This window comes from Cellulosimicrobium cellulans (genome assembly GCF_001722485.1).
Taxonomy (GTDB): Bacteria; Actinomycetota; Actinomycetes; order Actinomycetales; family Cellulomonadaceae; genus Cellulosimicrobium; species Cellulosimicrobium cellulans_A.
In genome coordinates this window covers 78749-96713 of the sequence record NZ_LWGL01000001.1, presented here as the reverse complement: position 1 = coordinate 96713, position 17965 = coordinate 78749, and the positions used below count along the sequence as shown (strand labels likewise).

Genomic DNA, 17965 nt, shown 5'->3' with positions numbered 1-17965 from the left:
CTCGTCGGCGCTGGCCCCGGGCACGGACGTGCGCTCGGTGCCCTGCCGGACGGCGCGGCGGGGCCGACGGGCGGGCCGGTCGCCGGCCGACCGTCCGGCGTCGGCCGAAGGCTGCGCAGCGGGACGGGTGTCGTCGTGCGGGGCGGTGCTCACGCCCTCATCGTCCCACCGGTCGGCGCGCGGGCTCAGAGCCCCGGGTCGCCGTGGACGGCGTCGTCGTCGAGCACGGGCACGACGACGATCTTGTCCCCGCCGCCCGTCTGCGCGACGCCGCCGAGCTCGGGGAGCCGGGCGTCGCGCACCTCCTGGACGACACGGCGGATGCGCTCGGCCTCCTTGGCGGGGTCGAGGAACGCGGCCGCCGACCACACCTGGGCGACGGTCCAGCCGAGCCGCTCGAGCCGCTCGGCGACCTGGCGGTCGCGCACCCGGACGCTGCGCTCGGCGACGTACGCGGCGTCGTCGGTGAGCACGGCGACGAGCAGCTGGCCCGGGATGTCCGGGTGCCCGACGACGAGCGGGATGCGGTCGCCGTCGCCGATGCCGTAGTCGGTCTCGACGACGAGGCCGGCGCGCCACAGGCGCTCCGCGAGGTCGAGCACGAGCCGGTCCGGGCTGCCACCGACGTCGACGCCGTTGCCGAGCGTGACCTGGTCCGCGGCGCCGCTGCGGCGCTCGGCCAGCTCGAGCACCTCGGCGAGCAGTCGGGCGCCGGCACCGCGCAGGCGCTCGGGGTCGAGGTCGGCCGCCGTGAAGCACGACACGACGTGGAGCCGGCGCCGTGCGGCGCCGACCGTGTCGAGCAGCATCGCCTCGGCGCCCGGCGTGTTGAGGACGCCGAAGCGGTGCAGCACGCGCCGGTGCGGCGTGCGGCCGAACCCGACGGACAGCAGGATCGTGTCGCGCACGAGGCCCGCGACGCCGGACACGTCGGCGACGACGACCGGCTCCGGGCGCGTGGCGGAGAAGAAGCTCGACAGCGCCGGGTTCTGCCGCACCTCGGCCATGAGGGCCTCCCGCACGCGGTCCGCGTGCAGCGGCGTGACGGTGACGATGGCGAGCGACTCCTCGGGCCGCGTGAGCGCGTGCTCGATCGCGGCCTCGACGACGCGGTCGACCTCCGCCTGCGTGCTCTCGACGGCGCCCGACTCCTGGTCGGGCATGCCCGTGCCGTCGACGAGGTCGAACCGGACGAGCTCCTCCGGGCGGGGCAGCGGCGACGGGCGCAGGACGCCCGCGTAGCCGTGCCGGGCGAGGAACGCCGTGACGAACGGGTCGCGCCGCGAGCCGTCGGCGAGCAACGAGACGGACGGCAGCAGCTCGGCGAGGTCGCCCACGGTCGAGGCGGACGCGGCCCGGACGTCGCCGACGGCCACGACCTGGCGGCCGCGCGCGAGCGCGGCGAGCACGATCTCGACGGGCGTGTGCTCGATCGCGTCGAGCACGACGAGGTCCACGGTCCGGGTCGGGGGCAGCAGGTGCGGGACGAGCGTCGGCGTCGCGACGAGCACGGGCCGCAGCCGCGGCAGGACCTCGGGGTGGTGCTCGGCCGCCTCGCGGAGGGAGACGAGCCGCCCCGCGAGGAGCTCCGTGAAGAGGGCCTCGGCCTGGTCGCGGTGGTCGCGCATCGCGGTGGCGAGGTGCTCGCGCACGGCGGCGCGGACCGGCACGGCGAGCGAGCCGACGTGCGCGCGGTCGAGGTCGCGGAAGCGGCGTGCGAGCGCGTCGAGCCCCGCGCCGTCCTGCCCGGCGAGCGCCTGGTCCTGGGCGAGGATCTGCTCGAACACCGAGCTCCACCACGCGAGGTCGAGCTCGGCGCCGACGAGGTCGGCCTCGACGCGGCGCGCCATGAGGTCCTCGAGCAGGTCGGACAGGCCGAGGGACGCGAGCCGGCGCAGCACCGCGGTGCGCGCGGGCAGCTGCCCGAGCGACTCGGTGTCCTCCGCGAGGGCCTGCAGCCGGGCGGCGAGCTCGTCGAGCGGCACGTCGAGCAGGCCACCGCCCTGCCGGGTGGTGGCGAGCACCGGCTCGAGCTCCTCGACGTCGATGCGCACCGCCTCGTGCGTGTCCTCGATCGCGGCGAGCCCCTCGGGCAGGCGCGGCCAGCCGCCGCCGGGGGCGTGCTGCTGCCAGACGGCGCGCTGCGCCTGCACCTCGACGAGCGCGGCGTGCAGGTCGGGCACGCGGACGCCGGGGCGCACCATGTCCTTGGCCTGGCGGCGCAGCCGACGGCGGGCGAACCAGCCCATGTCGACGCCGTGCTCCTCGCGCCACTGCTTGCTCGCGGTCGCCTCGACCATGTCCTGCGCGGTGCGCTCGAAGATCATCGGCTGGAACACGTCGAGCGTGCCGCGCATGCCGCCGAGCATCGTCAGCTGGTCGCCCCACTGGCGCAGCGTCGTGGCGGGCGTCAGGCCGGTGACCTCGGCGACGGTCGCGACCTGGGCGCGCAGCTGCGGGAGGGTGTGGGCGCGCACGCGCTCGACGCGCACCAGGGCGTCCTGCGCCTCCTGCGGGGACGTGAGGTCCGCGCCGTACCAGGGGGTCGACGCCGCGCGCGTCGTGAACGCGCCGAGGTCGGCGGCGTGCCGCAGGTCCGCGGCGACGCGCTCGCGCTGCGCCCCGACGGCGACCACGACCTCGGGCGCGAGCCGCACCCGGGTGTCGGGCGCGGGGCGCTCGGCGACGATCCGCGCGAGCGCCTGCAGCGCGTCGTAGGCGGAGACGTGCCACGGCTCGCGCACGAGGTGCAGCGCCTCGATGTACCCGGCGAGGCGGGCCCGCGCGCCGAGCAGGGCGTCGCGCGTGCGCACGACGTCGTCGTCCTCCGGCGGCTCGGCCTCCCCCGCCATCGCGGACAGCAGGCGGTGCGTGACGCTCGTGCGCCACGTCGGCTCGGGCGCGACGTCGAGCACGAGGCCGCCGAGCCCGAGGCTCTCGAGCCGTGCCACGAGCTGGTCGGCGGCGCGGCGGTGGCCCGGGACGTAGAGGACCTGGCGGCCGCTCGCGGCGGCCTCGGCGACGACGGCGGCGAGGGTGCCCGCGACGTCGGCGCCCGCGGGAGCGTCGACGAACAGGTGCGAGCCCGTGGCGAGCGCGTCGACGACGTACCGCTGCGAGGGGTCGAGGTCGCCGACGCCGCGCTCGAGCTCCGGGTCGGCGTCGCCGACGCGCGGCGCCGGCAGCTCGCGGTGGATCGCCTCGGCGGAGCGCGCGTCGCCGGCGAGCGCCGCGACGATCTCGTGCTCCGCGATGCCCGTGCCAAGCTCGTCGAGGTCGTCGACGAGCGCCTGGCCGGGATGCACGAACGCGCCGGCGAGCACGCGGTGCGTCAGGTCGAAGTCGCCGAGCACCGCGCGGCCGAGGGCCGCGATGCGCGACGTCGCGTCACCGGGGTCGAAGCCGGCGCCGGTGAACGTGCTGCGGGCGAGCGTCACGGGGTCGAGCAGCGCCCCGTGCGCGCGCAGCGTGCGGGCGAGGAGCGGGTTGATCTCGGCGGTCGGCTCCAGCGTGAGCTCGTAGTCGCTCTCGCCGTCGCCACGGGGCGTGACGGTGAGCGGCCGCAGGAGGACGGGCGCCCGGACCGTGCGCGTGCGCGGTGCGTCGAGGGCCGTGCCGGCATGAGGGTGGTCGAGCTCGGTGCCATCGGACGGCCCCGCCGTGATCTGCGCGCGGTCGGGCTCGACCTCGACCGTCGTGGGCGTGCGACCGGTGACGCGGGCGAGCGCGGCGACGTCGTCCTCGCGCACGGTCGGGGCGGGGTCGGCCTCCGTCCACGTCGCGACGCCGATCGCGAGGTAGGTGGGCGCCACGCCGAACCGCTGGGCGTGCTCCCCGGCCTGCACGACGACGGCGCGTGCGCGGCGGCGCGCGGCGGGCAGCGACCCGCCCTCCCGGAAGAGGTTGGACAGGCGCGTGGGGCGGCCGGCGAAGAGCTGGGCGACGCCCGACGGGTGCGCGGCGGTCAGGTCGATGACCGCCTCGCCGAGCAGGGAGATGTCGGCCAGCGACGAGCCGCCGGCGAGGCGGACGAGCCCGGCGCGCCAGTGCCCGACGGCCTCCTCGACGAGCTCGGCGGCGGTCGGCTCGGCCACGAGGACGGGACGGTGCGACGCGTCGCCGCTCGCGCCGGCGGGCTGCGCCTCGCCTGGGGCAGCGGGCAGCCGGGCAGGGTCGGCCACGCTCGGGGCGGCAGAGCTGGTGCGGGCTGCGGCATTCACGGTCCGACGCTAACCGCGACGGGACGGGTGCGGGCAGAGGCACGCCGAGGACGGCCGCGCTCCGGCCCGCCGGCACAGCCCCGCACACCGCCTGGCGCCACCGGCGGTCGGGACCCAGGTCGCCCGTCCAGACGGCGGCACCACACGCCTGGGAAGAATTGTGGCCGAGATGCGGAGATCTCGCGCACGGACAGGTGTCAGACATGGAAACGCGAAGAGCCCTGGACCAGTGGTCCAGGGCTCTTCGATCCGGTGGTGTCACCGCGACGTTTGAAACGACGCGCACCGCGCAGGGGGCAGGCGATGCGCGTCGTCGGGCTCTAGTTTGCACGCTCGCCCGGTGTGCGTCAACTCACCGCCATGCGGGCGCCCGTCACGTCCCGGCCCGCGGGCCCACAGGCTCGCATTCCACCTGGACACCCGTCCACGACTGACCTCGACAAATGCGGGACAGAATGCGTCGCGGACGGGCGTTCCTGCAGGACGCGGAAGGTCAGAACTGCACGACCGCGCGGCCGCGGAGCGTGCCGTCCCACAGCTTGCCGTAGGCCTCGGGCGCCTTGTCGACGGAGAACGTCTCGGTGTGCACGGTGAGCTTCCCCTGCTGGGCGAGGTGGATCACCTCGAACAGCTCCTGGCGGTAGCCCCAGTACGGGACGAGGAACGACGCCTCGTAGGGCGACTGGAAAAACCCGACCTTGGCGGTGGGCGCTCCGTGCCCGATCCCGACGAGCGAGAAGTCGCCGCCGACGCCGAGCACCTTCTGGCCCAGGTCGATGGTCGGCTGGATGCCGGCGAAGTCGACGACGAGGTCGGCGCCGCGGCCCTTCGTGAGGTCGCGCACGGCCTCGACGGCCGACTCGTCCGACATGAGCGCGTGGTCCGCACCGACCTCGCGAGCGAGGGCCAGCTTCTCGTCGGACACGTCGAGCGCCACGACCTGCGCCCCGCTGAGCGCCTTGAGGATCTGGATGCCGACGTGGCCGAGGCCGCCGACGCCGAGCACGACGGCCGTCGTGCCGCCGACGAGCTTCGGCAGCGACCGCTTGATCGCGTGGTACGGGGTGAGGCCGGCGTCGGTGAGCGGCGCGGCCTGGACGGGGTCGAGGTCGCCGATGGGCACGAGGTGGCGCGGCGAGTCGACGATCATGTACTCGGCCATGGAGCCGGGCGACCCGAGGCCGGGAGGCGTGATGCCGAGCTCGGCGGCGCGCAGGCAGTAGTTCTCCTGACCGGCGGCGCAGCGCTCGCAGATGCCGCAGCCCCACGGCCCGTACACGGCCATGGCCTGCCCGACGAGGCTCGTGTCGACGCCGGCGCCGACCGCCTCGACGACGCCGACTCCCTCGTGCCCGAGGGTCAGCGGGAGGCCGTAGGTGTACTGGTCCTCGGGGAGCTGCATGATGAAGACGTCCGAGTGGCACAGGCCCGCCGCGGTGACCTTGAGGAGTACCTCCCCCGGCTTCGGCTCGGGGGTGTCGATCTCCACGACCTCCGGTCGTGCTCCGATCTCGCGGTACTGGACGGCCTTCATGACGGCTCCTCTCGAGTGCTCCGGATGTCGCCGGGCGGCCCGCCGAGGGGACGGTGGCCGGCCGCCCGGTCCTTCGACCGTAGGCACAGAGTGATCGCCGTCGCGCGCCCGCAGGGGAGGGTGTCGGTCACACCGGCGGCCGCTCACACAATCTCCGCGGACCCTCACCGCACGGTGCACCGCCACCCTGTGCCGCGTGCACACGACGTCGTTACCGTTGAGGGAGGCCCGCACCCGACGCCGGACTGCGGCGCGCCGGATCGCACCGGCCGGAGGACAGCGGGCGACGACGACCCGACCTCGACCGACCTGGACGTACCACTGACGTGAGTGCATCGCCCCTCCCCCGCCCCGAACCGCGCACCCCCCGCACCGCCGTCGGCTCCCCCGTCGACTCCCCCGTCGACGAGGCGCCCGACGGCCCGGACGAGAAGGCCGACGCCCCCGCGCTCTCGCTCACGCAGATCATCGCGAGCGCTCTCGCCGCCGTGAGCACGACCGTGCTGCTGTCGTACTTCGGCATCGCCGGCACGATCATCGGGGCCGGTGCGGCGAGCGTCATCACGGTGCTGGCGAACTACGGGTACACGCGCTCGATCCAGAAGACGCGCGACCAGCTCAAGCCGGTCGTGACGCAGCTCGTGCAGGCCGGTGCGGTGACGACCCGCCCGCGCGGCTCGACGACGGCGACGATGCCCGTCGTCGGCCGCGACGGCGGGACGCGGCCGATGACGGCGGTGCGCGCCGAGGGCTCGGACGACACGGCGCCTCTGGCGGCGCGGGTCCCTCGCGGGGCCGGTGACACGGCGGTGCTCCCGGCCGTGGCGGCCGGCGGCGGTGTGCCCGACGACGCGGCGAGCCCCGCGGAGCCGCCGCGCCCGGGCCCGTGGTTCCGGCTCATCGACCGCTACGGCAAGGGCAAGGTGCTCACCGTCTCGGCGCTCGCGCTGTTCGTCGTCGTGATGGGTTTCGTGCTGATCGCCGAGCTCGCGATCGGCAAGCCGATCTCCGACGCCGTGCGCGGCCAGGAGGGCTCGGGCACGACGTTCAGCCGGACCACGAGCGACGACACCGAGACGCAGGACGTCGTCCCGTCGCCGGAGCAGCCGGGCGTCGGGACGACGCCGGTGCCCGAGCCGTCGACCGTGCCGACCGAGGAGACCCCGTCGATCCCGACGGACGAGCCCTCGCAGGCGCCGACCGACGAGCCGACGGACCAGCCGACGAACCAGCCGACCCAGCCGAGCACCCCGGCGCCGGCGCCGACGGAGACGCAGGCCCCCGGCACGGGCGGCGGCGAGACCGGCGGCACGGACGGCTCCGGGTCCGGCGGCTCCGGGACGGGCGGGTCCGGCGCTGGCACCGGGACCGGCGAGACGGGAGCGGGCACGGGCGGCACGACGTCGGGCAGCGCGGGCGAGGGGGCGACGTCGAGCGGCGCGGCCCAGCAGGCCCCGGCCCCCGCGGCGTCGGGCGCGGCAGGCGCCTGACCCCCGGCGTCGGCCGATCGTTGGTCGACGCGCCGCTGCTACTGTCCGGCGGGTGTCCGCCGACGAGTACCTCGAGGTCAACCGCGCCAACTGGGACAGCCGTGCGCCGGTCCACGCGCAGGACTACGGGATCGACGAGCTGCTCGCCGACCCACGGCACCTGTCCGGCGTCGTCCGGTTCGACCGCGCACGGCTCGGCGACCTCACGGGGCTCGACGTGGTGCACCTGCAGTGCCACCTCGGCACCGACACCCTGAGCCTCGCCCGGCTGGGTGCGCGGGTTACGGGGGTCGACCTGTCGGGCGTCTCGCTCGACGTCGCGCGACACCTGGCCCGCCGTGCGGGCACGGAGATCCAGTACGTGCAGTCCGACGTGTACTCCGCGCCCGAGGCCCTCGGCGGCCGGCGCTTCGACGTCGTCTACACCGGGATCGGGGCGATCTGCTGGCTGCCGAGCATCGAGCGCTGGGCGCAGACGGTCGCGGAGCTGCTGCGCCCGGGCGGCCGGCTGTTCCTCCGGGACGGCCACCCGGTGCTGCTCTCGGCCCTCGCGATGACGGTGGGCTCGGAGCACGCCGACCGTGAGCAGCAGGGGTGGATCACTGCCCCCGGTGCGCTGACGCCCGCGCTCGAGCTCCCGTACTTTGAGCAGCCCAAGCCTCTCGTCTGGGCCGACGAGCACAGCTATGCGGGCGCCGGCCCGGTTGCGCACCCGCGGTCGATGGAGTGGAACCACGGGCTCGGGGAGATCGTCACCGCGGTGCTCGACGCCGGCCTCGAGCTGACGTCGCTGACCGAGCACGACAGCGTCCCGTGGGATGCCCTCCCCGGTCTCATGGTCCTCGACGAGAGCGCCGGTGAGTACCGCCTGCGCGACCGCCCGGGACGCTTGCCGGCATCGTTCACTCTCACCGCACGACGGCGCTGAGCACCGGCGGTCAGCGCGCGGACCACTCCGCCAACGGCGGGTCGCCAGGCGGGAGCATCGGCCAGTCGCGCGGCGGGTCCTCACCGACGCGGCCGTCGATCGCCTCGCGCAGCAGGTCCATGTGGCCGGTGTGCCGGCCGTACTCCTCGATCAGGTCGTGCAGGTGACGCCGCACGGTCGGCCGGGCGTCGTGGAACTCGAGGTGTCCGGGCTGGTCGAGGCCGCCGTCCGCCAGGAACGCGCTCAGCGTGGCGCGCGACCGGCCGACGGCTCCCTCCCACAGCGCGTAGACCTCCTCGGCCGTCTCGTCGGGGCCGACGGTGAACTGCCAGCGGGCGAGGTCGTCCCGCGGCACGGACACGATGCTCACCGGCTGCTGCCCCGCCATCCGCCACGAGAACACGTCATCCTCGCACACGGCGAGGTGCTTGAGCAGGCCGCCGACCGTCAGCTCGGACGACGGCACCGCGCGGGCGCGCAGCTGGTCGACGTCGAGACCGTCGGCCTTCCAGCGGAACGTCGCGCGGAGCCGTTCGAGCGTGCCGACGAGGTGCTCGACGTCCGTGCCGGCGAGCGGCGGCTCCCAGGGCGGGTCGATCGGATCCGTCATGGCGTGCGACCTCTCGGCTCGACGGTGTGACGCCCCTCACCGTACGCGCGACGGCTGACGATGGCTGCGGGAGAAGCGCGCCAACGACTGCTTCAGGAGCAGACCGAGCCCGCCGAGCTCGACGCCGCGCGCCCGTTCCGCCTCGGCAGCGGTGATCAGGCCACGCTGCCTCTGCGGTTCCGGTCCGGACAGGGGACGAACCTCCTGCACGACGCGAACGGGTTGGGATCGCCCCGGCGGGCTCAGCGCCGCCCGGACGGGCCCGTGGAGCCTCCCCGGTGGGTGAGCTTGCCGAGCAGTTCCTTGGCCTTGCGCTGGTTCTCCGGCTTCGCCATCTCGCGCTTCGCGATCTGGGCGGCCTTCAGCGCGACCCCGCTCTTCATCGCCTTGTTCAGGAATCCCATGGTCGTCCTCCTTCTCGCGGTACTGGTGCGAGCGTATGACAGGGCCTGCGGCCACGCGCGAGGACGGCAGGGGGCCGGAGGTCTAGCGTGGTGTCGAGACCATGGACGGCACGGACGCGCTCGCCGCCGGACGCGCGGCGTATGCCCGGGGCGACTGGCAGGTCGCCTACGGGGCCCTGTCGCGGGCGCGCGAGACGGCGGAGCTCGAGGCGCGCGACCTGGCGGTCCTCGGCAGCGCCGCGTGGTGGGTCGGCAGCGTGCACGAGTCCCTCGAGCTCACCGAGCTCGCGTTCCGCGCGCTGCAGGAGGAGGGCGACGCCGACGGCGCGGCCCGCCGAGCGCTCGACCTGGCCGTCCTGTGGGGCGGCCGGGGCGACCTCGTCGTGGCGTCCGGCTGGCTCAACCGCGCCCGGCGCCTGCTCGCGGGCCGCCCCGAGAGTGCCACGCACGGCTACCTCTTCTACGCGGAGGGCGCGCTCGCGCTCGCCCGGTGGGACCTCGACGGCCTCCGACGGGCCGCCGACGACGTCGCACGCGTCGCCGACCGCACCCGCGACGTCGCGGTCACGTCCCTGGGCCTCGTCCTGGCGGGACTGAGCGACCTGCGGCGTGGCCGCACCGCGGCGGGCTTCGGCCAGCTCGACGAGGCGATGCTGCCCGTCCTGGCCGGGCGGCTCGACCCGGAGTGGGCCGGCGAGGTCTACTGCACGGTCATCCACGCCTGCCACCAGCTCGGGGACCTGGAGCGCATGCGCGCCTGGACGCAGGCGACGGAGCAGTGGTGCGAGCAGTTCCAGGGCGAGGTCGTCTTCTCGGGGATCTGCCGCGTCCACCGCCTCCAGCTCCTGTGCGCGGAGGGCGGCTGGGGTGCGGCCGAGGAGCGGGTCGAGCGGAGCGGGACCGAGCTGGTGGGCCGCAGCAACTGGGTGGCCGCCGAGGCGTTCTACCAGCTGGGCGAGATCCGGCGGCTGCGCGGCGACCACGACGGCGCCCGCACCGCCTACGACCGGGCGCGCGGGCTGGGGATCGAGCCGCAGCCCGGCGAGTCCCTGCTCCTGCACGCCCGTGGTGGCGGCGACGTCGCGTGGTCACGGCTGTCCGCCGCGCTCGCTGGCCGCGACCGGCTGGCGAGCGCGGCGCTGCTCGCGCCAGGCGTGCGGATCGCCCTCGACCTCGGACTGGTGGACGAGGCGGAGGCCTGGTGCGCGCGGCTCGAGGAGACGGCGGCGCAGTTCGACACGCCGGGCCTGCGCGCCGGGGCGGCGCACGCCCGGGGTGCCGTGCAGGTGGCGCGGGCGCAGCCGCACGACGCGGTGCGCTCCCTCGAGGCGGCGGCGCAGGAGTATCGCGGCCTGCGGTGCCGCTACGAGACGGCGCAGGTGTACGAGCTGCTCGCGCTGGCGCACCGCGCCACGGGCCGGACGGCGGACGCGGACCTCGCGACGGCGCTCGCGATCTACCGCGAGCTCGGGGCCGAGCCGGACGTGCGGCGCCTCGACCGGAACGAGCTGCCGGGTGGGCTGACCGACCGGGAGCGCGAGGTGCTGTCCAGCGTGGCGTCGGGGCGGACGAACCGGCAGGTGGCCCGTGAGCTGTTCATCAGCGAGAAGACGGTGAGCCGGCACCTGGCGAACATCTTCACGAAGATCGGCGTCTCGTCGCGCACCGCGGCGGCCGCGTGGGCGCACGAGCACGGGGTTCCCCGGCGACCGTCGGCCTGAGGCGGGGCGTCCGCCCGGGTGCGCACCGCCGTCGGCCCCTGCGCAGTTCTCCCCATCCCCCGGTGGCCGCGGTACGTCGAAGGCCCGACGCGCGCCCTCCCCCCGCGCTCGTAGCGTCGACGTCGTCCGGGGTGACGACGCGGCGAGGCGGGAGGAGGTGCGCGGACATGGTGCTCGACGTGGCGCTCGCCGCCGGCGCCGTCTCGACGGTGGTCTTCGCGAGCAGCATGCTCCCGATGGTGGTCAAGGCCGTGCGTACGCGGGACCTGGAGTCGTACAGCCTGCCGAACCTGCTCATGACCAACGCGGGCAACGCCGTCCACTCGCTGTACGTCTTCGCCCTGCCGGCCGGGCCCATCTGGGCGCTGCACGGCTTCTACGTGGTCACGAGCGCGCTCATGCTCGTCCTGTTCCTGCGCCACCGGGCCCGACCGGCGAGTGTGCACCGTCCACCCCACGACTCCCTCGGCCGGACGCACCGTTCGCCCGATGAGGCGCAAACTGCGGGCTGCCTAGCGTCGAAGGACGCCGGCCACCCGGGCGCGGCAGACAGGGAGGACGACCATGAGCACGACGACGACACCGACCACGCGGAGCACGGTCCCCACAGGGGCGGGAACCGGCCCGGCGAACGGGTTGGCCTTCGACGCCGCGGCCGCCGAGTCGTTCGCGGGGCGGATGCTCGGCGTCCTCGACGACGCCGCGCTCGCCGTCCTGACGAGCACCGGCCACCAGACGGGCCTGTTCCGGACGATGGCGGCTTTGCCGCCGGCGACGAGCGCGCAGGTCGCCGACGCCGCCGGCCTCCACGAGCGGTACGTGCGCGAGTGGCTCGGCGGCATGACGACCGCGGGCGTCGTCCGGTACGACCCGGCGTCGGCGACGTACGTGCTCCCGCCGGAGCACGCGGCCGTCCTCACCGGGGCGGCCGGACCGAACAACGTCGCGGTCCTCATGCAGCACGCGACGATGATGGGTGAGGTCGAGCAGGCGACGATCGAGCGGTTCCGGCACGGCGGCGGCCTCTCGTACGCGGAGTTCCCGCGCTTCCACCGCAACATGGCCGAGACGAGCGCCGCGGTGCACGACGCCGCCCTGGTCGACGCGATCCTACCCCTCGCCGGCGTGACCGACGCGCTGCGCGACGGGATCGACGTGGCCGACGTCGGGTGCGGGCGCGGGCACGCGATCAACCTCATGGCACAGGCCTTCCCGGCCAGCCGGTTCGTCGGGTACGACTTCTCGGCCGTCGCGATCGACGCGGGGCGGGAGGAGGCGCGGGCCCTCGGCCTGGCCAACGCGTCCTTCGAGGTGCGTGACGTCGCCGAGCTCGCCGTCGATTCCGGGTTCGACCTCGTGACCGCGTTCGACGCCGTCCACGACCAGGCGCACCCGGCCGCGGTGCTCGCCAACGTGCGTCGTGCCCTGCGACCGGGCGGGACGTTCCTCATGGTCGACATCAAGGCATCGAGCCGGCTGGAGAAGAACGTGGGCCTGCCGTGGGCGACCTACCTGTACGCGATCTCGACGTACCACTGCATGAGCGTCTCCCTGGGCCTCGACGGCGACGGGCTCGGCACGGTGTGGGGCGTCGAGCGCGCCGCGGCGATGCTCGCCGAGGCAGGGTTCGGCCACGTGGAGGAGAAGGAGGTCGAGTCCGACCCGTTCAACGCGTACTTCGTCGCGCGGGGGTGAGGTGATCGACGGCGAGCGGTCGCGCGTCGGGCGTCTCGGCCCCGGTCACGGACGGTCCTCCCCGCCCGCCCCGTGGTGCCGTCGCGCTCCGCCTGCGACCATCGGCACGTGGGACTCAGCGAGCGGGGCGTACAGCCGACGGGCGAGCTCGTCGCGTCCACGACGAAGTCTGTGGGATGGCTGAGGCTGCAGCTGGTGGTCTGGACGCTCCTTCTCCTGCTGTGGGGCTGGAGAGCGGTGACCGAGCGGGAGCCGCTGTCGATCTTCATGGCAGCGTTGGCCGTGGTCGCCGTGGCCGTGCACACCTGGGTGTACTTCACGGAGCCACGCACTCGGCTCCTTCTCCGGGACGAGGAGCTCGAGCTGCGTCGTCGGTTCCGGCCGCTGCCCGTCGTGCGGGCGGACGTCGTCGCCGTGAGAGGCGACGTCCCCGACCGACCCACGTGGAGCGACCACGTGCTGATCGAGACCCGCGACCGCACGGTCCGCCTTCCCCTCCTCGACCGCCCAGCGGGCGAGCTGATCCCCCGGCTGCAGAACTGGGCGGGCGTCGGAGAGCACCCGGCCGGCTGACCGCCCGCCGGCTCAGCTCACGACGTCGGCGGCGAGCGCGTCGGTGAGCAGCGACACCAGCGCCTCGAGCTGCACGTCGGTGGACGACGGGACGTCCTCCTCCGCCGCACCGTCGAGCGCCCGCGCCGCGAGCCCCGACTTGCTGTCGATGAGCTCGGCGATCCGGGCGTCGATGGTCTGCGCGGCGATGACGCGCCACGCGGTGACGGGCTCGGACTGGCCGATCCGGTGGATGCGGTCGATGGCCTGGGTCTGCTCGGCGTCGGTCCAGGACAGCTCGGCGAGCACGAGGTTGGACGCGACCTGGAGGTTGAGCCCCACGCCTGCGGCCGTCAGGGAGCACACCACGATCTCGACGTCCGGGTCTTGCGTGAACGCGGCGATGTTCTTCTCGCGCACCTTCGGTGTCTGGTCGCCGCGGATCGAGGCGTACCGGATGCCGCGGTCGGCGAACGTCTGCTCGGCCTGGTCCATGACGTCGACGTGCTTGGCGAAGAACACAACCTTGCCGACGTTGCGGGCGAGCTGGGCGGCGTAGTCGGCGGCCAGCCCGGCCTTCGCCTGGCCGATGCGGCGGACCATCGTGAAGACGTTCTCGCCCTTGGCCTTCGAGCTGGAGTCCTTGAGCTCGGCGGCCGCGACGCGGCGTGCAAGCGCGTGGTCGACGCCGTCCACGACCTCGCCCTCCATGCGCGCCTCCACGGCGGCCCGGTAGCGCTGGACCAGCCGCTTCGTGAGCGCCTCCTCGGACGCGCGGATCGAGCGCCCTGCGGCGTCGTCGAGCTCGACGGGCAGGTCCGCGACGCGGCGGGCCGGGATGTCGGCGACGACGTCGACCTTGCGGCGGCGCACGATGCCCATGTCGATCACGCTGGCGCGCGCGGCCGAGTAGAAGCCCGGGTCGGCGGGGGTGAGGCCGGTGTCCTCGAGCGAGGTCATGAGCTTGCCGAGCGGCTTCGTGTCGTCGATCCAGCCGAGGAACTGCCAGATGGCGCGGAAGTCCTCGATGTCGTTGATGAGCGGGGTGCCGGTGAGCGCCATCATCAGCGGCCGAGCGGTGCGGGTGCGGATCCGGTCGGCGATCGCGAGGACGTTCTGCGAGCGCTGCGACGTCTTGTTCTTGATGAAGTGCGCCTCGTCGACGATCATCCCGCGGAAGCCGTGGTCGCCCAGCCAGCCGGCGTGACGGTCCAGGATCTCGTAATTGACGATGACGACGTCCGCGAACGCGTCGACCTTGTCGCCATCGCCGTGGACGACCGTGGCGCGACGCAGCGGCGTCCACAGGCCGACCTCGTGCGCCCAGTTCGTCTTCACCACGTTCGGCACGACGACGAGCAGCGGGAACGCGTCGGCGGCCTGCGCCGCGAGCAGGGCCTGGGCGGTCTTGCCGAGCCCGGGCTCGTCGGCGAGGAGGAACGTCCGGTGGCCTCGGGCGGTCGCGGCGACGACCCGCGCCTGGTGCGGCATGAGGTCACGCCCGGCGGGTACGGGCACCGGCCTCGGCTCGGGCAGGTCCATGCACGCGGTGGCCCCGGGCGCGTCGCGCTCGAAGGAGCGGAACAGCGGCTCGAGCAGCTCCCAGCCGGCCAGCCGACGAGGCTTGGCGGCCATGCGCTCAGCGGCGGCCTCGAAGTTCGGGGCGAGGAACGGGTTCGCCATCTGGCGCGAGATGACCGACTGCGGGATCACACGCTTCTCAGCACGCTTGTCGATGCGGTTGTCGGTCGCCTGCGTCGGCGCGACGGGTGCCGGCCGCTCGGGCTCCTCGGGCGGCTCGATGCCGCCGGCGCGCATTACGGAGGCCTTGTACTCGCGCGCCGCGTCGGAGACCCGGGCGTCCTCGGCGAGCAGGGCGAGCAGCGAGGTGTCGCGGGCGGCGATCTTGGCGAGCAGCGTCGCGACGCCGTCGAGCCGCTTGAGCTCGTGGTCACGCTTGGCCGGAGTCAGCGCGGCGTCGGCCTTGACGCGGGCGCGCTCCTCGCGGACGAGGAGCGCGGCGACCTGGAACTGCGTCCGCACGGCGGGACGCGTCGGCGGCCGACGGACCGCGTTCTCCACCTCGCGCGTGATGTCGGCGAGAACGGGGATGATCCCCTCTTCGTCGCGACGGGGAGCGCGACGGCGCTGCACCCCTGCCGGGCGCTGCGCACCGGACTGGCGCTTGCCGCCAGCCTGACGCTGCCCGCCCGCCTGGCGCTGCCCGCCGGACTTCGGCTGGGCCCCCGCGTCCGTGTGCGCGCGGCCGGACCGGCGTCGGCCTGGTCCTGACACATCTCCTCCTTCTGCGACGTGCACGCCGCGACCGCGACGCAGAACGCCGGTACGGCTGCCCGGGGACATGACGGACGTCGACCACCGGCACGTGCTGCCGCCAGGCCGATCCGAACCGCGCATAGCGCGGCGGCCGGTCTTCCCCCACGGACCCTCATGCCCGTGTGCACACGAACGGCTACGTGCCGTCGGGCGTTCCGGCGACTAGTCGCGGGGTATGGCCGCGGTCTTGTTCGAACGCCCTCCGCCGATGAGTCTAGCGCCGAAGTCGGACTGGATTACCGCGGACGCTTGGGTCCGGGCGAGTCTCCGGCCGCGCCAAGCGAAGGCACGAGGTTACGGGCTCACCGCCCCGCTCCACGTTCTTCTGCGAGCGTTCGTTCCCGGCGATCTCTCGTACCCGGCACGCGCGACCGAATGCGATCTTGTTAGTGGGCACAGCGCTAGGCGCCCCCTCCGCACTCCCGGAACGGCCTCGCCGCCTGGCAGAGTCCCGCGACCCTGCGGAGCGGTCTCCATCCATACTCTCAACAGCCGACCTGTCGGCCTCATTGCCGCCCATGGCGCGGAAGCAACCGCCCGAGTCGCCACGAGAGCGGTGAAAGCACATCGGCTGTGTTCGAGATCGCGTCTAATCAGTCGGCACCACGCTCACCGTCGCTTCGGTACTTTCGCCGCCTTCGCCTCTCGCGGGGCTCACGACGCTCCGCCGCAACGCCCTTCGCCGCAACTCTAGACTGGTCACGACTCAGCGTGCCCTCTGCGAAAGACGCACTCGACACCCGCCGCGAACCGCTCCGGGTCTTCACTTCATTCTTACCGGCCGGACGTGCCGACCAAGGAATATTGAAGGCATAAACAAGCCCATTGTGCATCACCCAGGGCCCGGTCTTCTGCCATTTATACGCGTCGCGCCGGTGATAGAACTGGACATATCCAACGTCAGGACGATAGTTGCCAATCGCCCCTTGCAAGAATAGGTATTCGCCGAACCGGTCCACATCGGCTCGAGAGTCGAACCCGGCGTCCACCATTGCGGCTTCCAGCGCCTCGCGATCAAACACTCGCTGCGGCATTGACCCGAGGATGGTCTCGAACCGGTCAATCATTGAATCAGGCAGCAGGCCTGTCGCCTCAGACATTATCTCGGTGAGAAGGTGACGGCTCGCGAAATGGTCGACCCCGCGGCGCGCCTGCGAGTTGGTCAGCTTCCCCACGGAACATACCTGCTGTAGCGACGAGAATAAAAGCGTCATATCACGGGGCGTGTACCGAGTGAACTGAAGAAGGTAGCGATCAGTGGCAATTCGCTGACTTCCTCCTACGTGAACGGTCTCCGGCAGAAACCTGAAAAGCTCATCCACGCCTGTGCCGGCCTTATCCGCGATGTACTCCCAGAGTTGGACGTCTCGCGGATTCTCTGCTTCCGCACCCCAGTCCATCTGAATCGCGCCATCTGCCGCGATCTTTGCACCGTCTGCGAACCGGACACGCCGGAATACATCGCTTCGACACATGATTAGGACGAAAGCGTGGCTAGCCTGCGCGGCACGAAGGGCTCGGGTCACCCCATCGGCGACACGAACAAGCGCGGCAAGAGTCTGCCAGTACGCCGGATTGTCTCCAATCGCCTTGTCGAGACCGTCGATGGCAAGCAAGTGTCGATTGGGTGTACTCGCTCGCGTAACCAGTCGGAGGAGCGCCTCGCCCACCTGGTTCACTGGAACTGAGTCGGTCTGGATCGACGAGCCTTCGAGTCCCAGAATGCTAGGGACCGCGACGGTCCCCTTTCGCTCCCTGACCTTACGAAGCACTTGTGGAAAGTCGTGGGAGGCAAGTCCGGCTTGTTTCAGGTCAGCCGCAAACTTGACTACTTGCGGGTCTCTGGTCAGCGAGCACATCGGGTCACTGAGCAAGGAATCGAGCAGTCGAATTCCGATGAAGAGCCGCCATGCCGCGTCCGTGAGCGCTGGTACGTCGCCCACGAGCTTCTTGTCAAGGGACGCAAGGGGTGAGAGTGTCCGATTCAGCTCGTCGAAATCGCAGAGAGTATCGAACACGGCCCCTTCGCCGTGGCGCTTCTTCCACGCTAGTCGTACATAATGGGCAGCTGCGCTTTTCCCAGTTCCTTTAGGACCTAGAACAAGGAACCGCTTGTGCTGTTCTACGGCCGACAGCAGAGACCACTTGTCGAGATACGTGGCGAGAAAGCGCTCGGCGTCTTCTGCGACTTCGTTTTCAGCGGCAGCAAGACCAAAGTAGTAGGATCCAAGTCCTTCGGCCACGGCACGTCCCTCGGCTCGGCGCTGGTTGGCGGGACGATCTTGTCACGCTCGTGGCCGGCGGTCACGCGTTCGACACGCCTCGGGATCGATCCGCGGGGAGGGCGGGTGGGCCGAGGCGGTCTTCCACGTGGCTGTCGCCCTCTCACGTCGGGCGGCGACAGCAAGCGGCATATTGCGGGGTCGGAGGTCCAGATCTCCATCTTCCTAGGCTCTCAGCTAAGCCAATCCGAG

General features: G+C 72.9%; 11 protein-coding genes. 5 read left to right on the top strand and 6 right to left on the bottom strand.

The window, feature by feature from the left end:
* Positions 1 to 185 precede the first annotated feature (185 nt).
* Both JZ5iCDA_RS19880 and JZ5iCDA_RS00415 read right to left on the bottom strand, forming a co-directional pair.
* A complete protein-coding gene (locus tag JZ5iCDA_RS19880; RefSeq protein ID WP_069385294.1) occupies positions 186 to 4220 on the bottom strand; it encodes a hypothetical protein in 4035 nt (1344 codons plus the stop codon).
* 493 nt (positions 4221 to 4713) lie between these two features.
* Positions 4714 to 5754, bottom strand: coding sequence for an NAD(P)-dependent alcohol dehydrogenase (locus JZ5iCDA_RS00415; protein WP_069385293.1), 1041 nt, complete (start codon positions 5752 to 5754; stop codon positions 4714 to 4716).
* 326 nt (positions 5755 to 6080) lie between these two features.
* On the opposite strand from JZ5iCDA_RS00415, the gene JZ5iCDA_RS00410 reads away from it, so the two are divergent.
* Positions 6081 to 7244: a hypothetical protein gene (locus JZ5iCDA_RS00410; RefSeq protein WP_069385292.1), complete on the top strand. Its 1164-nt coding sequence runs from the start codon at positions 6081 to 6083 to the stop codon at positions 7242 to 7244.
* A 52-nt stretch (positions 7245 to 7296) separates the two neighbouring features.
* Positions 7297 to 8172, top strand: a complete 876-nt coding sequence (locus JZ5iCDA_RS00405; protein WP_069385291.1) for a class I SAM-dependent methyltransferase — start codon at positions 7297 to 7299, stop codon at positions 8170 to 8172.
* Positions 8173 to 8182: 10 nt separating this feature from the next.
* Here JZ5iCDA_RS00405 and JZ5iCDA_RS00400 read toward each other — a convergent pair whose 3' ends face one another.
* Together JZ5iCDA_RS00400 and JZ5iCDA_RS18655 are read right to left on the bottom strand one after the other, a co-directional pair.
* Positions 8183 to 8782, bottom strand: coding sequence for a mycothiol transferase (locus JZ5iCDA_RS00400; protein WP_069385290.1), 600 nt, complete (start codon positions 8780 to 8782; stop codon positions 8183 to 8185).
* A gap of 242 nt (positions 8783 to 9024) precedes the next feature.
* Positions 9025 to 9186, bottom strand: a complete 162-nt coding sequence (locus tag JZ5iCDA_RS18655) for a hypothetical protein (protein WP_171905257.1) — start codon at positions 9184 to 9186, stop codon at positions 9025 to 9027.
* A gap of 101 nt (positions 9187 to 9287) precedes the next feature.
* Between JZ5iCDA_RS18655 and JZ5iCDA_RS00395 the strand changes: the two genes are divergently transcribed.
* The 3 genes from JZ5iCDA_RS00395 to JZ5iCDA_RS00385 all read left to right on the top strand — a co-directional run bounded on the left by JZ5iCDA_RS00395 (position 9288) and on the right by JZ5iCDA_RS00385 (position 13175).
* Positions 9288 to 10907 (top strand): helix-turn-helix transcriptional regulator, encoded by a 1620-nt coding sequence (locus JZ5iCDA_RS00395; RefSeq protein ID WP_069385289.1) that lies wholly within the window; start codon positions 9288 to 9290, stop codon positions 10905 to 10907.
* Between the two features lie 564 nt (positions 10908 to 11471).
* Positions 11472 to 12602, top strand: coding sequence for a class I SAM-dependent methyltransferase (locus JZ5iCDA_RS00390; RefSeq protein ID WP_083259485.1), 1131 nt, complete (start codon positions 11472 to 11474; stop codon positions 12600 to 12602).
* Between the two features lie 108 nt (positions 12603 to 12710).
* Entirely contained in the window at positions 12711 to 13175 is a 465-nt protein-coding gene (locus tag JZ5iCDA_RS00385) for a hypothetical protein (RefSeq protein ID WP_069385288.1), read from the top strand.
* A gap of 12 nt (positions 13176 to 13187) precedes the next feature.
* Here JZ5iCDA_RS00385 and JZ5iCDA_RS00380 read toward each other — a convergent pair whose 3' ends face one another.
* Complete coding sequence (locus tag JZ5iCDA_RS00380) at positions 13188 to 15308, bottom strand: DEAD/DEAH box helicase (protein ID WP_069385287.1); 2121 nt, start codon at positions 15306 to 15308, stop codon at positions 13188 to 13190.
* A 776-nt stretch (positions 15309 to 16084) separates the two neighbouring features.
* Complete coding sequence (locus JZ5iCDA_RS18160) at positions 16085 to 17734, bottom strand: P-loop ATPase, Sll1717 family (RefSeq protein ID WP_139122884.1); 1650 nt, start codon at positions 17732 to 17734, stop codon at positions 16085 to 16087.
* Positions 17735 to 17965: the final 231 nt, after the last annotated feature.

Bases quoted from the DNA above. Each gene is read 5' to 3' on its own strand.
- JZ5iCDA_RS00415 (WP_069385293.1), bottom strand. From the start codon at position 5,754: ATGAAGGCCGTCCAGTACCGCGAGATCGGAGCACGACCGGAGGTCGTG.
- JZ5iCDA_RS00400 (WP_069385290.1), bottom strand. From the start codon at position 8,782: ATGACGGATCCGATCGACCCGCCCTGGGAGCCGCCGCTCGCCGGCACG.
- JZ5iCDA_RS18655 (WP_171905257.1), bottom strand. From the start codon at position 9,186: ATGGGATTCCTGAACAAGGCGATGAAGAGCGGGGTCGCGCTGAAGGCC.
- JZ5iCDA_RS00395 (WP_069385289.1), top strand. From the start codon at position 9,288: ATGGACGGCACGGACGCGCTCGCCGCCGGACGCGCGGCGTATGCCCGG.
- JZ5iCDA_RS00390 (WP_083259485.1), top strand. From the start codon at position 11,472: ATGAGCACGACGACGACACCGACCACGCGGAGCACGGTCCCCACAGGG.